This window comes from Flavobacterium sp. KACC 22758 (assembly GCF_028736135.1).
Taxonomy (GTDB): Bacteria; Bacteroidota; Bacteroidia; order Flavobacteriales; family Flavobacteriaceae; genus Flavobacterium; species Flavobacterium johnsoniae.
Genome location: NZ_CP117878.1, coordinates 4,833,649 through 4,847,955, shown reverse-complemented (window position 1 = coordinate 4,847,955; position 14,307 = coordinate 4,833,649). Strand labels below are relative to the sequence as shown.

General features: G+C 30.3%; 13 protein-coding genes. 11 read left to right on the top strand and 2 right to left on the bottom strand.

Annotated elements, in window-relative coordinates; translation table 11 throughout:
* Position 1: 1 nt before the first annotated feature.
* The 11 genes from PQ462_RS20510 (at position 2) to PQ462_RS20460 (ending at position 12,056) form a co-directional block, all read left to right on the top strand.
* Complete coding sequence (locus tag PQ462_RS20510; RefSeq protein WP_274251378.1) at positions 2 to 910, top strand: polysaccharide deacetylase family protein; 909 nt, start codon at positions 2 to 4, stop codon at positions 908 to 910.
* 5 nt (positions 911 to 915) lie between these two features.
* Positions 916 to 1,749 (top strand): GNAT family N-acetyltransferase, encoded by an 834-nt coding sequence (locus tag PQ462_RS20505; protein ID WP_274251377.1) that lies wholly within the window; start codon positions 916 to 918, stop codon positions 1,747 to 1,749.
* 57 nt (positions 1,750 to 1,806) lie between these two features.
* Positions 1,807 to 3,159: a hypothetical protein gene (locus tag PQ462_RS20500; RefSeq protein ID WP_274251376.1), complete on the top strand. Its 1,353-nt coding sequence runs from the start codon at positions 1,807 to 1,809 to the stop codon at positions 3,157 to 3,159.
* Positions 3,160 to 3,235: 76 nt separating this feature from the next.
* Positions 3,236 to 3,865 carry a CatB-related O-acetyltransferase gene (locus PQ462_RS20495; RefSeq protein WP_274251375.1) on the top strand — a complete coding sequence of 210 codons (630 nt, stop codon included), beginning with the start codon at positions 3,236 to 3,238 and terminating at the stop codon, positions 3,863 to 3,865.
* Positions 3,866 to 5,023, top strand: a complete 1,158-nt coding sequence (locus PQ462_RS20490; RefSeq protein WP_274251374.1) for a glycosyltransferase family 4 protein — start codon at positions 3,866 to 3,868, stop codon at positions 5,021 to 5,023.
* Complete coding sequence (locus tag PQ462_RS20485) at positions 5,023 to 6,039, top strand: ATPase (RefSeq protein WP_274251373.1); 1,017 nt, start codon at positions 5,023 to 5,025, stop codon at positions 6,037 to 6,039. Before PQ462_RS20490 ends, PQ462_RS20485 begins: the two co-directional genes overlap by 1 nt.
* Positions 6,040 to 6,053: 14 nt before the next feature.
* Positions 6,054 to 7,034: a glycosyltransferase gene (locus tag PQ462_RS20480; protein ID WP_274251372.1), complete on the top strand. Its 981-nt coding sequence runs from the start codon at positions 6,054 to 6,056 to the stop codon at positions 7,032 to 7,034.
* Between the two features lie 2 nt (positions 7,035 to 7,036).
* Positions 7,037 to 8,155, top strand: coding sequence for a glycosyltransferase (locus tag PQ462_RS20475; protein WP_274251371.1), 1,119 nt, complete (start codon positions 7,037 to 7,039; stop codon positions 8,153 to 8,155).
* On the top strand, positions 8,152 to 9,258 hold the full coding sequence (locus tag PQ462_RS20470; protein ID WP_274251369.1) for a glycosyltransferase: 1,107 nt from the start codon (positions 8,152 to 8,154) through the stop codon (positions 9,256 to 9,258). Before PQ462_RS20475 ends, PQ462_RS20470 begins: the two co-directional genes overlap by 4 nt.
* Complete coding sequence (locus tag PQ462_RS20465; protein ID WP_337992966.1) at positions 9,258 to 10,604, top strand: O-antigen ligase family protein; 1,347 nt, start codon at positions 9,258 to 9,260, stop codon at positions 10,602 to 10,604. Before PQ462_RS20470 ends, PQ462_RS20465 begins: the two co-directional genes overlap by 1 nt.
* Positions 10,605 to 10,661: 57 nt before the next feature.
* The gene (locus tag PQ462_RS20460; protein WP_274251368.1) at positions 10,662 to 12,056 is read left to right on the top strand and encodes a sugar transferase; all 1,395 of its coding nucleotides are present in this window, start codon (positions 10,662 to 10,664) and stop codon (positions 12,054 to 12,056) included.
* Here the strand turns inward: PQ462_RS20460 and PQ462_RS20455 are convergent, their stop codons facing one another.
* Together PQ462_RS20455 and PQ462_RS20450 are read right to left on the bottom strand one after the other, a co-directional pair.
* Positions 12,057 to 13,196, bottom strand: coding sequence for a lipoprotein N-acyltransferase Lnb domain-containing protein (locus PQ462_RS20455; protein ID WP_274251367.1), 1,140 nt, complete (start codon positions 13,194 to 13,196; stop codon positions 12,057 to 12,059).
* 38 nt (positions 13,197 to 13,234) lie between these two features.
* Positions 13,235 to 14,302: a putative type IX sorting system protein PorV2 gene (locus PQ462_RS20450; protein ID WP_443135206.1), complete on the bottom strand. Its 1,068-nt coding sequence runs from the start codon at positions 14,300 to 14,302 to the stop codon at positions 13,235 to 13,237.
* Between the last annotated feature and the right edge of the window lie 5 nt (positions 14,303 to 14,307).

Below are 14,307 nucleotides of genomic sequence, written 5' to 3'. Positions count from 1 at the left end.
TATGCTTACAGTTATTAACTATCATTATGTCAGAGAGAATTTTAATTCAAAATACCCCAGTATTTTTGGAGTGACTCCTTATGAATTTAAAAAACAATTATTATTATTAACTAATAAAGGAGAGTTTATAAATCCACCTGATTTAGTCAATAATATTGATAAAGTTCTGCCATCGAAAAACAATTACTTTTTTGTCACCTTTGATGATGGCTTAAAGGAGCAGTTTGACTTGAGTCTGCCTATATTAGATGAACTAGAAATACCGGCAGTATTTTTCGTAAATACTTTAAATTTTGAAAATAAAAAAGTTAGTATAGTTCATAAAATACATTTATTGAGATCCATAATTGATCCTGAATTATTTCTAGTAAAAATTAATGAGAATGTTAAAATTGATTTTTCAGATGTGGATAAAAATAAATCGCATGTTATATATCGTTACGATACTAATTTGAATGCTGAATTAAAGTATATTTTAAATTTCAAGCTTTCTTTTAAACAGCAAGAATTGATTGTTAATAAAATGTTTGATAATTATTTTGATGAAACACAGGTTTTACAAGATTTGTATATGAGCGATCAAAATTTACAAGTTTTGGGACAAAAAAAATATCTTGGAAGTCATACACATAGCCACTATCCTCTAGGATTAACAGATTCGGAAACAATTAGATTTGAATTAGAACATAGTAAGAAATATTTAGAAAAACTTACGGATTCAAAGATAAAGATGGTTTCGTATCCATACGGCACAGACGAAGTCTGTACAGACGAGGTATCTATAATTGCACAAAATACAGGTTACGATTTAGGATTTACCACAAAAAGAGGTAGTAATATTGGAAATGAAAATCATCTTTTATTAAATAGATTTGATTGTAACGATTTACCAGGAGGAAAAAACAGCTAAGATATATGATAACAAGAGAAGCAACAATAAATGATTGGGATAAACTGCAAGAATTTTTTACTAGAATTTACAGAGAGAATCATCCATTGCAAAATAAAAAGTTTTGGGAATGGCAATATGGAGATCCTAACTATGGACAATCTTTTATCTGTTTAAATGATAGTGGAAAGATTGTTGGTCATGTTGGAGGAAATTTTCAAGGTGGTATTGCATGGATAATCAATGTTTATCTCGATGAAGAATGTAGAGGAAAAGGAGTTTTGGGAAAACTTTATAAGTTAGCAAGAAAGTATTATCCTTTAGCAGCCACGGCAGCAAATGAGGCAGGTCTCGGCTTATACAAAAATATGAGATGGATTCGTTATTATGATTTAGTTAGATATGTGAAAATTAATCCTGATTTTAAATATGAAAATTTTGAATTCTTGTGTAAAAAAATTGAAGTGTCAATAGATGATTTAATTATAAAAGATACTCATTATTTTCAACAGCCATCAATTAAGGGAATTAAACTGAAAGATGGTTCACGCGCTGTCAGTCAGGAAAATACAGGAGGTTTAAGGATAGTTGATATTGAGAATCTTTATTTACTAGAAGAAGAAGCCTGGAAGTTAGGATACCTTTGGATAGATTATATTACTTCGTGGAATGATCTTAAAACAAAAGATCTAGAAAAAAATGATTGGGTTTTAGATTATAAAAGTGTTATTCCATGGAGATTAAATCCTGTTGAGCAAAATTATTTTTGTGATATTACATTTCTTTCAGAAGAGCCATTGGATAAAGAGTTTATTGTTCATAGATCCTTTTCTGATCATGGTCGAATTGGAAGTTTATAATTACTTAATATGAGAGTTCTATTAATAGTACCAGATGGTGTAGCAGTTCGAAATTATTTGTATTCCAGTTTTATTGCTGAATTAGAAAAACAAGGGAGCAAAGTGATGCTTTATCATCAAATATCTGAAAAGGCAATTGAAGAAGTAAAGTTAGTCCAGCCAAATATCGTACTTATTAAACAAATTCCAGCTTTTATCGAATCGCCAAAAGCTAGATTGTGGAGAGAAAGTAATGTTTATGCAAGGTTATTGAGAAATAAAAAAATCCTTTCAAACAATACCATAATGGCTTTTTGGAACAATAAAGTAAAAGGATGGAAAAAACGAGTACTTCTGGAAATCTCAGAAATATTAGGATCTGCAATTTCAAGCTCATATAAAGCTATATTGAAATTTGATAAACTCCATGAAAAAGAAATAGCCAGAAGTAAAATCATTAGTAAAATAGAAAAAGATTTTGATGTTTTTAATCCTGATTTTGTTTTAAATTTACATCAAAGAGCACCAATTAGTGCGCCGGTTATAGTTGTTGCAAAAAAGCGAAAAATTAAAACAGCAACAGTGATTTTTTCGTGGGACAATGTGCCTAAAGCGAGATTGATTTCCCGCTATGATAGATATTTCGTTTGGTCAGAGCTAATGAAATCAGAATTATGTCTATTATATCCCGAAATTAAGAATGATAATGTTGAGGTTGTTGGTACGCCGCAATTTGAGTTTTATTTTCAAGATAAACTATTTAGGGCTAAAGAAGATTTTTTTAAAGAATATGGTTTAAATCCAAATAAAAAAACAATATGTTTTTCGGCTAACGATAGTTCGTCACCTTATGAACAAAATTATTTAGAAGATTTAGGAAGTGAATTGAGTAAAATTGATGGAGATATAAGGCCTCAAGTATTGTTTAGAAGATGTCCGGTTGATAAAAGCGATAGATTTGATGAGGTTTTAAAAAAGTATAAATCATTTATATTCCCAATAGATCCTGATTGGAGACTTGGAAGCAATCATAGTAATTCTTTCAGCATAACTTATCCGTCATATAATGATCTGCAATTATTGGTTAATACTATAAGGCATTGTGATGCAGTAATAAATTTTGGCAGTACAATGGCTCATGATTTTGCAGTATTTCAAAAACCATGTTTATATTTAAATTATGATCCAATTAATAATTCTGTTTATAAAGTTGAGGATGTTTACAAATTTCAGCACTTCAAAAGTTTAGATGAATTAGATGCTGTTGGCTGGATTAATCACAAAAATGAAATAATTGAAAAAATAAAACAAGTGATTGAAAATCCAAATCAAGTAGGAAAAGATAAAAAAGTCTGGATGAAAAAAATTGTTAAATATCCATTACAAGATTGCAGTGAAAATTTAGCCAAGACAATATCTAATCTAGTATAATAGTTGTTTTTCAAAATTTTCAGCGCAATCTTTTATAACTCAATGAAAATATCATATGATTCAATATGTTAGAAAAATGTTTTGGAACATCCTTGGAATTAATTATTATAATTATTTAAAAGGGATAAACAAGACATATTTAAAAGATGCAAAGTGGGCAAATGTCGGGAATAAAACATATGATAATGGTGCTTTTGTATGGAAATGGTTTAATAATTCTAGTTTAGTAATAGGGAAATATTGTTCTATTGCAAATGATGTAAATTTTATTTGTGATCCTGGGTTTCATACACAAAGCGAAATTACTTCCTTTCCGTTATTTCATCAAGTCCTAAAGAAAAACGATGAGGTTACAATTCACGATGTATCTTATAAAGTCAGTGAGATAAATGAAAAGCTAAAATCTCAAAAGGCAAATATAATAGTAGGCAATGATGTTTGGATTGGAATGAATGTGACAATTTTACCTGGAGTTAAAATTGGAAACGGAGTAACTATCTTAGCAGGTGCTGTTGTTTCAAATGATGTTCCAGATTATGGAGTGATAGGAGGTGTACCAGCAGAGATAATTAAATTTAAACACAATCAGCAAATTATTGATGCATTAAATAAAATTAGCTGGTGGGACTGGCCAGAAGAAAAGATTAAGCTAAATATTGATGATTTCTATTTACCAATCGAAAACTTTATTCAAAAACATTTATAAATGCACATCTGCTTCTTAACAAACGAATTTCCTAAAGAAGGATTCCCACATGGAGGAATAGGCAGTTTTGTGAAAAATGTGGCAACTGCATTGGTAAAAAATGAACTGAAAGTATCTGTTGTGGGTATTAATTATATTGCAAAAGATGAAACAGAAATTCTAGGTAACATAAAAATTTATAGATTAAAAAAAAGTACAATAAAGGGACTTGCATGGTATTTAAATTCCAAAAAGATAAACAATAAAATTAAGGAAATTCATCAAAAAGATCCGGTACATATTGTCGAAACTTCTGAACTTGGATTAGCTTTTATCAATAAACTAAAAGATATAAAATACATTGTACGGTTACATGGAGGGCACCATTTTTTTGCAGAAAGTGAAAACAGAAACATTAATGAATGGAAAGGATTTCAGGAAAAAAGATCTTTTAGAAAAGCAGATGCATTCATTGCTGTTTCTCAGTATGTTAAAAATCATACCGAAAAATATTTAAGTTACCAAAATAAACCCTTAGCTTATATTAGTAACCCAATTGATACTAATTTATTTACCCCAATAATAGGAAAAGAATCTGAAAATAAAATTGTATTTGCGGGGACTGTCTGTGAAAAAAAAGGAATAAGACAGTTAATACAAGCTTTTCCACTGGTAAAAAAAGAATTCCCAAATGCAACACTAGAAATTTACGGACGAGACTGGTTTTATCCTGATGGCAGCTCTTATATTCAAATGCTTAAAGAAAAAGAATTATCTAAAATTGAAAAAATAGCCACAGATGTTCACTTTCATGGAAGTATTTCTTATACACATATACCTTTAGCATATTCTGAGGCTTCAGTTTGTGTTTTTCCTTCACATATGGAAACTCAGGGTCTTGTCGTTCCAGAAGCTATGGCAATGGAAAAACCTGTCGTTTTTACACTTTTAGGACCGGGACCAGAGACAATAGAAGATTATAAAACCGGTTTATTATGCGACCCATATAATCCGGAAAATATTGCAGATAAAATTATATGGTATTTTTCTAATAAAGAAAAAGCAAAAATTATGGGTAAACAAGCAAGAGAATTTGTAATTCAAAAATATGGTTTAGCCCATATAATAAAACAAAATATCGAATTTTTTCAGTCGTTATTATTTCAACACGATAAATAATGATTTATATAATTAAAAAAAAGATTTCAAAAAAGCTTAAGGAATTTAAGGAATATTATTCATACGTTCGTTTTTACGAAGGTGATCAGCCAGTAGTATATCTTAATGTAGCTCATCGTACAAAAGTGAGAACTTATTTAAATCTTTTTTTTAGAATTAAAGCAGTATATAAAGAACCTATTGTAATTCAATTTTCAGTTGTCCGAATGTTACTTTTGGCAAAATGGTTTAAACAGCTCGATTATATTTATTTTGCTAAACCCTTTTCAAAACTCAATAAATTAAAAACGTTTAGTCATCATAAAAGTGCAGATTTTGTTGTGAATTATAATTATAAAAAAGTTTATACAACAAGTGATTATCAAAAAAATGTTCTGCCTTACATCATGCACCCTTTCAATTACTTAGAAACTCAGGCTAATCTTTCTTCTAAAAAAATAGGAATAATACTGAGCGGGAATTTTGAAGAAAAAATTTATAATACAACTTTAATTCCGGATAATTTTAGATTACTTAACAGATGGGATATTTATCAGGAAGTAATAAAGCATAAAAGGGTACTTTCAATTTCTGGAAAAGAATTAATGGAAGATCTGGATACTAAAAAATTCAGTGATAAACTGGTTGCAATGCGATGGCAGTCCGGCGCAATTCCAAATCAAAAATGGAGATACTATTTAACAGCCGCCGATTTTATTTTTTGCGCTCCCGGAATGACAATGCCTATGTGTCATAATGTTCTAGAAGCTATGTCTGTTGGTGTTATTCCAATTTTGAATTATCCGCATTGGTTAAATCCGTCATTGCAGGATGAGTTTAACTGTCTGGTGTATCAAAGCATTTCAGATATTGAATTGATAATTGATAAGGCACTTTCATTGTCTCAAGAATTAAAAAATGAAATGGCCAAAAATGTGATCAATTATTATGATGCATATTATGGCAAATATGTTTTTGATGAAAATCAAAATACAGAACTTATCGTGTTAAATGAAAACATAAAGGATTTGATTTAAGTAAAGTTGAGTAAATGAGTGTAAAAGTATATGTTTATGGTCTTTGTAATGTTTTTTATGACGGCTATTATATCTTTGGGATTAAAAAAGTATATAAGAATTATAAGTTTAATGTTTCTAAATTTCCAGATTTAAGTCAAGGGACTTTTGCATTTATAGTTGAAGAAGGAAGTAATTTCAAGAAGATAATTATCGATTCTGGTGATGCTTCTACAATCGATTTAAAAGCATTGGATTGGTGCGACATTTACGGAAAAGTAAATTATAATTCGAATAATATTGAAACTGGAAATCAAGGAAAAATCATTTCTATAGGACCAAGTTTTGGTGTTAAAATTTGGAACCTGTTTCAAACATTTTATCATCTTACATTAAATTATTTTAGATTCAGAAAACAAATTTCAAATGCAAAAGAATTTGCAGTAAACTACTGGAGACAGCTTAAAAGACTGAAGTTAAGGGAATATGTACCAAGTGAGTCATCTCGTTCTGATGTTTTTTTTATAAATAGTATCTGGAAAAAAGAAAGTAATACCAATGCGAACCGCGCTATGTTTATACAATGCTGTAAAAGTAATAGCAATATACATTTTGAGGGAGGATTTGCACCAAGAAGTAATGGTGATAATTTAGGATATGATCATTTGATATATCCAAAGAAAGTACCATTAGAAATTTATATTAAAAAAAATAAAAAAGCAGCTTTTGTATTTAATACTCCTGCTGTACTTTCATGTCATGGCTGGAAATTAGCTGAATTTCTGGCTTTGGGAAAAGCAATCATTTCAACTCATCATTACAATAAACTACCTGCTGAATTAATACATAATCATCATTTGATTTATGCAGAGAATACTGAAGAAATAAATTTGGCAATCGATAAAATAATTGGGAATCATGATTTTAAACAAATGTTAGAGACACAAAGTAAGAAGTATTTTGATGATTATTTAGCGCCCGAAAAAGTTGTAAAAAGATTGATTGAAAAAAAATAGAAATGAAATTTGCAATAATCACACACGTCAATCATATAGAGAGAGAAAAACAATATTTTGGTTATGCGCCGTATGTGCGTGAAATGAATATTTGGTTAAAATATGTTGATGAAGTAGTAATAGTTGCACCTTTATCCAGAGGAGTTCCTGCTGAAATAGATAGTTCTTATAATCATAATAAAATAGATTTTACGAAAATTCCTGATTTTAATTTTTTAACCATAAAAAACATTTTGATTAGTCTTTTCAAAATTCCATATATTATGTGGAAGATATTTTGGGTTATGAAAAGTGCTGATCATATTCACTTAAGATGTCCGGGAAATATGGGTCTGCTGGCTTGTATAGTTCAAGTGTTTTTTCCTAAAAAAAAGAAAACAGCCAAATATGCAGGTAATTGGGATCCTCAAAGTAAACAGCCATGGACGTACAGGCTCCAGAAATGGATATTAAATAATACCTTTTTGACCCAGAATATACAGGTTTTAGTGTATGGAGAATGGAATAACCAATCTAAAAATATTAAATCATTTTTTACAGCAACATACTCAGAGAAGGAGAAGGTTTTGATTAAAAAGACGGATTTTGATCAGCTTATAAAATTTATTTTTGTGGGAAGTTTAGTTACAGGAAAAAATCCGATATATGCAGTTAAAATAGTAGAAAGACTAATTAAATCTGGAAATAATGTAATGCTGAATTTATATGGAGATGGAATTGAAAGAGCTGTTTTGCAAAAATATATAGTTGAAAATGAACTTGATAACAATGTTTTTTTAAATGGAAATCAAAATAAAGAAGTGATAAAAAAAGGATTTCAAGAAAGTCATTTCGTAATATTGCCATCAAAAAGTGAGGGGTGGCCCAAAGCCATTGCAGAAGGAATGTTTTGGGGTTGTGTTCCAATTGCGACAAAGGTTTCTTGTGTTCCTTTTATGCTGGATTATGGTAAAAGAGGTGTTTTAATGGATATGAATTTAGAGAATGATCTAATACAAATTCAAAATGCTTTTACAGATAAAAACAACTTCTTTGAAAAAAGCGCACTAGCATTGCAATGGTCACGTAATTATACTACCGATGTTTTTGAAACCAAAATTGAAAAATTACTGAGACAATGAGAATTGTACAAATTATAGATTCTCTAGAACCTGGCGGAGCAGAGCGAATGGCGGTAAACTATGCTAATGTTCTAAGTGAAAAAATCGAATTTTCAGGGTTGATTTCAACACGAAAAGAAGGATTGCTTTTGAATCAAATAGATAAAAAGGTCTCTTATTTGTTTTTAAATAAAAATAAAAAAGTTGATTTAAAAGCGGTTTTTGTATTAAGAAGATTTCTTAAAAACAATCAGATAAATTTAATTCAAGCTCACAGTTCTTCATTTTTTACAGCAGTTTTAGTGAAAATTATTTATCCTAAAATTAAAATTGTATGGCATGATCATTATGGAATTTCACAAGATTTAAATTCGCGAAAAAATTTGGTTTTAAAATTTAGTTCATTTTTTTTTGGAGGTATTATCTCTGTAAATTCAGCTTTAAAAAATTGGAGTGAATCATATTTATGGTGTTCAAATGTGAAATATTTTCCGAATTTTGTGAGTGATTTATCTAACACAGATGAAAAAAAATTATTGAAAGGAGTTCATGGAAAAAGAATTGTTTGTGTTGCCAATTTGCGTCCCCAAAAAAATCATCATTTATTGATAGAAACAGCAAATGTTATTAAAAATCAATTCCCGGAATGGACTTTTCATTTATTTGGGAAGGACTTTTTTGACGGCTATTCAAAACTATTAAAACAAAAAGTAAAAGATTTACAGCTTCAGGAAAACGTCTTTTTTTATGGAGCTGTAGACAATATAGGCGACGTTTTAAAAAACTTTGATATTGCAGTTTTACCATCACTTTCAGAAGGCCTTCCTTTGGCAGTTCTAGAATATGGATTACACAAGCTGCCCGTAGTTGCGACGAATGTTGGAGAGATTTCAAAAGTAATTATTTCAGATAAATATGGATTAGTTGTTGAATCAAATAATCTAAACCAGTTAGTACAATCAATCCAAAAGCTGATTGAAAATGAAAATGTCCGAATAGAAATGGGAATAGAACTAAGTAAATTTATAGAACTGCATTATGGTCAGGAGTCGATCATAAAAGAATATCTTTTTTGGATAGATTCTGTTTTTACTTTTAAATTGACTGATAATTTCTTATTATAATGAAGAGTAAATTGTCATATAGTTTTTTGTTGTTGCTTCATGCAGGAATTGCTCTGGCAGTCTTTGTTGTTCCCTTTCTATCCAAAGTTTATGCTTTCGTCATTCCTGTAGTGGGCTTTTTTATTGTATATAGGAATAAGAATAAAAACAATGAAGTTCTTTTCATTTCTGCATATTTAGTTGGAGCTGAAGTTTTTTTACGAATGACAGGAGGTAATTTTAATAATGAATATATTAAAGTGACAGTAGCTCTTTTTATGTTACTGGGTATGATTTATAGTAATTTTTCTAAAACTGCTTTTATATATGCCTTCTTTTTAATTTTATTAATTCCTGGAATTTTAATCACCAATGCAATTGCTTCTTTTGAAACAGATATTAGAAAAGCATTATTTTTTAATTTGTCAGGTCCATTTTGTTTGGCTATTTGTTCTATTTATACATTCAAGCGTAGAATTGCATTTTCCGATTTACAAAATATATTATTTACAATGGGGCTGCCAATTGTAACAACTGTAGTTTATTTGTTTGTATACACTCCAAGTATTAAAGAGGTAGTGACAGGAACAAGCTCCAATTTTATTACTTCAGGAGGTTTTGGACCTAATCAGGTTTCAACTATTTTAGGACTAGGAATGTTTGTTTTTTTTACACAATCGATCTTGTTTTCAAAATCAAAAAGGCTGATTATTTTAAATGCTGCACTCCTTATTTTTATAAGCTATAGAGGTATTGTTACTTTCTCCAGAGGAGGAGTCATTACTGGAGCCGCAATGATTTTGTGTGTTCTATTATTGATTTATTATTTTTCAAACTCTAAAGGTAAAACTAAAGTTGGTATACTAGTGATATTAACAGGATTATTAAGTGTTGGAATCTGGACCTATAGTTCTTTACAAACCAGCGGACTTATAGAGAAAAGATATGCAAATCAAGACGCTAAAGGAAGGATAAAAAAAGACAAACTTGGAGGGCGGGAAGCTATTATGAATGCAGATCTTAAAATATTTTTAGACAATCCAATTTTGGGAGTGGGAGTTGGAATGGGGAAAGAAGCTCGTAAAGAATCATATGGAACTGAAGTGGCTTCACATAACGAAATTTCACGTATGTTAAGTGAACACGGCATGTTTGGAATCCTTGGATTGTTAATTTTAGTTGTTACTCCGTTTATACTTTATGTCAATAATAGACAACACTTATATTTTCTATCCTTTTTTATTTTTTGGCTTCTTACAATAAACCATGCGGCAATGCGAATAGCGGCGCCAGCTTTTGTTTACGCTCTATGCCTTCTTTCTGTTCAGGTAAAAATTCCCGAAAAAACTGAACACTCTATTAGGTAAATTGTTTTTTTATAATACATTTGCCTCGAATTTAAGCCCTTAAATCTACATAAAACTATGCGTTCAAATAAGAAAATGCATTTTGAAATCTCAGAACGAAAAGTTTTACTTTTTGTATTTGATGCTTTTTTCGTTATTGCGATATTGTATCTTTTAAATTTATTTTTTGAGTTTCATTACTTTGCATTTGAAAGCAGTATTATTTATAGACCGATTATATTTGTTGGCTATTTATTGATTTTTGGAACTATTTTCGAGATGTATAATCTTCAGATTGCCAGCAATCAATTTCAAATAGTTAAAAGTGTAGTGCTTTCTGTTTCTACTGCAGTATTGGTCTATTTACTTACTCCAATTTTATCACCAGAACTTCCAAAACAACGTTTAGTAATTGTCATTTTTTACTTTGCAGTATTACTTATGATGCTGCTTTGGCGTTTTTTTTATGCTATTTTTCTTGCTTCACATCGATTCTCTCAAAATGTAATTTTAATTTGTGATAAAGATCAGGTGGAAGAATTGGTTTCTGGACTTGAGAATGTTGATCCGCATTATAGAATAATTGGTTTTGTAAATTCAGATTCACTTATGGAAACAAGTTCTAACTCCTATTACGTAAAAGAAATTAAGAAAAGTTACCTTGAGAAGTTTGTAATCAAACATAATGTTTCTGAAATAGTGATTGCTTCTCAAAAAACAGACGGTATTACTGCTGATTTGTACCAGCAATTATTACATTTATTAGAATCGGGAAATGTTATTAGAGAATATACTCAGGTTTACGAGAGTAAAACACAACGTATACCAGTACATTATATAGAACGTGATTTTTATCGTTTCTTTCCTTTCAGCCGAAGTAATAACAATAAATTATATCTGTTTTTAATACGATTTTTAGAACTGTTGTTTTCTTTTACAGGGTTATTGGTCTGTTTTGTTTTTATTCCTTTTATTTTTATTGGAAATCTTTTAGCAAATAAAGGAAGCTTGTTTTACACACAAGAAAGGGTTGGAAAAAATGGTGTTGTTTTTAAGATTTATAAATTCAGAACCATGATTGCAGCTTCAGAAACTAATGGTGCTGTTTTTGCCGTTTCAAACGATAAACGTGTAACGCCTTTTGGGAAATTCATGCGTAAATCCAGAATAGATGAATTACCGCAGTTTTATAATGTTTTAAAAGGCGATATGGCTGTAATTGGTCCAAGACCTGAAAGGCCTTTTTTTGTTGAAGAAATTGCCAAAGTAATGCCTTTTTATGAAACCCGCCACGTTATTAAGCCGGGACTTACAGGATGGGCACAGGTAAATTACTCATACGGAGAATCTATAGACGAGAGTTTGATCAAATTACAATACGATCTTTACTACATCAAACATCGAAGTATTTTCCTCGATTTAAGTATCACTTTTAAAACCATAACCACGGTTTTATTCTATCGCGGACAATAATTAAATTATTATTGGAATACGCTTCTTATTTCGTATTGCCACTCTCACCAAAGCAAAACCACTCGTAATAATCATTGGCAGTACAATTAAAAAATGCGCCTTGTTTATTATAAAAATGCTGTAAACAATTAAAAAGAGTAAATGTAAAACAGCAAATCTATAAGTCCATTTTTTGTTTTTAGCAATCGAAAAAAGAAGCAAAACCAATAAAAGCGGACTAAATAACAACACGTTATAATTCATCGCCAGTTCTTGGTGAAAAGAATAAAATCCAACCGAAACAAAAAATACTCCCATTAAAGATAAAATCAACAAATAGATTTTGTCTACTATTTTGTTATGTGCCAAAACTACAAATCCCAGAATAAACAGATACGTGTAAATATTATTCCACCAAGATGATGGTGTTTCTTTTTCAAAATTTAAAAGTGTTTTACTTTTTGCTGCCAAAAGATGCCCCTGAAAAGTAGTTTCATCTAAACTGTTCTTTAATTCAAAAGGAAGAAAAATTCGGGTTCCTAATTGGTCTACTTTCGTTCCAAAAATAATGCTTGTTCCCAGCTGATCATAAAAATGCCCATTGAAATAAGGGAATAAAATAGAACGATATGTTTTGTCTGTATCTCCTTTTTTAACAATTACACTGCTGCCTAGAGTCGAATTGATAACATCAACAACCATTGAAGTACAATTTTTGTCAATAAATTTATAAGTATAATAACGCTCGTCTGATAGTAAAACAGCATTTAACTTGTCAAAAAGTTTCTGTTTTAAATCTTGTGAAATAAGTAATTCCTGTTCAAAGACGCTTCTTTTTTCATAAGTGTAATCATTTACAAAATCAGCAAAGGAATGAGCGACGACAAAATATTGTAAATCGCCTTTTGCAAATTTGGCAACGAAATTTGGAGTTCTAAAATCAAAAGCACCGTAATTGTAAACTACATCAAGATTGTTGATTGGATCTGCAACACGAATCGCAGTATGACCAAAATAAGAATAAGTTTCATTTCCTAATCCGCAGGTAATCACGCTTATTTTAGCATAATTAGATAGAGGCACATTTTGCCCAAAGCTAATTGTAAAATTTAGAAATAATACTAAACTGAAAAGTATTTTTGGAAAAAGGACTTTTTTCATAATTTAAAATTTTGAAGAAGTTCAAAGAGGTTTAATAATTATCTAAAAATACCAAGATCTACTTTTATCGAAAAAATATTCGAGTACAAAGCAGCGCTTTGATTTCCTAAATCGGTTAACGCATAATCAATCTGAATGCCTTTGTATTTAAAACCGAGACCAATGTTAGGCTGAAAACTTAGTTTTTCGGTGTTATCCAACTGCATTACATTTTGAAAATTTCCTGCACCAGCTCTTAAAAAAACAAGATCAGTATATCCAAATTCAAAACCAACTGCAGGATCAATACTTACTGCTTTAGAAGAAATAATATCATTTGTCTGCTCAAAACGCATATTTAAATTTGCAGCTGCTAAAAGACTGTAATCGTTATGAAATTCAAATTTTCTTGAAACACCCAATTGAGCTTTTGGCAGCGTAATTTCGGTACTTTCTGGCAGCTCGTTGTTTTCTCCAGGAATAGCATCAGCAATTTTTTTGTACTCTTCTTCATCAATATTCCAAACATTGTAAGTTGTTGTAATATCGCGGAGCATTAAACCGAATTTCCAGTTATTGTGTGTAAACTGTAATCCAACATCAAAACCAAAACCCCATGAATTGGCAAATTTTCCAATAACTCTTCGAATAACTTTTGCATTTATTCCATACTGAAATCCTTCAACAGGAAGTTTTCTGGCGTATGAAAAAGTAAAACCATAATCAGCAGTAGAAAATAAACGAATTCTATTGTAATCAATATTTCCCTGACTGTCGATTAATTGGGTGGTATCCATAATATCATCGACACCAAAACGGATCATCGAAATTCCCCACGCACTTCTGTCGTCAATTGGGCTTGCATATCCAATAAAATCATATTGAGCGATATTGGCAAAATAACTGGCGTGCATTAAAGATAGTTGATGATCCTCAAGATTAGTTAAACCTGCGGGATTCCAATAAACAGCATTTACATCATTTGTAGAAGCTGTCACTGCGCTCGACATTCCTAATGCAGCGGCATCGACACCAATATTCATAAACTCATTCGAATATTTTCGAACGGTTTGGGCATACTGTGAAGTAAAAATCCAAAATAATGAAAACGCTAAAAGTTTCTTCAAAAGTT

Bases quoted from the DNA above. Each gene is read 5' to 3' on its own strand.
- PQ462_RS20475 (WP_274251371.1), top strand. From the start codon at position 7,037: ATGAAATTTGCAATAATCACACACGTCAATCATATAGAGAGAGAAAAA.
- PQ462_RS20470 (WP_274251369.1), top strand. From the start codon at position 8,152: ATGAGAATTGTACAAATTATAGATTCTCTAGAACCTGGCGGAGCAGAG.
- PQ462_RS20460 (WP_274251368.1), top strand. From the start codon at position 10,662: ATGCGTTCAAATAAGAAAATGCATTTTGAAATCTCAGAACGAAAAGTT.
- PQ462_RS20485 (WP_274251373.1), top strand. From the start codon at position 5,023: ATGATTTATATAATTAAAAAAAAGATTTCAAAAAAGCTTAAGGAATTT.
- PQ462_RS20490 (WP_274251374.1), top strand. From the start codon at position 3,866: ATGCACATCTGCTTCTTAACAAACGAATTTCCTAAAGAAGGATTCCCA.
- PQ462_RS20455 (WP_274251367.1), bottom strand. From the start codon at position 13,196: ATGAAAAAAGTCCTTTTTCCAAAAATACTTTTCAGTTTAGTATTATTT.
- PQ462_RS20495 (WP_274251375.1), top strand. From the start codon at position 3,236: ATGTTTTGGAACATCCTTGGAATTAATTATTATAATTATTTAAAAGGG.
- PQ462_RS20480 (WP_274251372.1), top strand. From the start codon at position 6,054: ATGAGTGTAAAAGTATATGTTTATGGTCTTTGTAATGTTTTTTATGAC.
- PQ462_RS20505 (WP_274251377.1), top strand. From the start codon at position 916: ATGATAACAAGAGAAGCAACAATAAATGATTGGGATAAACTGCAAGAA.
- PQ462_RS20465 (WP_337992966.1), top strand. From the start codon at position 9,258: ATGAAGAGTAAATTGTCATATAGTTTTTTGTTGTTGCTTCATGCAGGA.
- PQ462_RS20510 (WP_274251378.1), top strand. From the start codon at position 2: ATGCTTACAGTTATTAACTATCATTATGTCAGAGAGAATTTTAATTCA.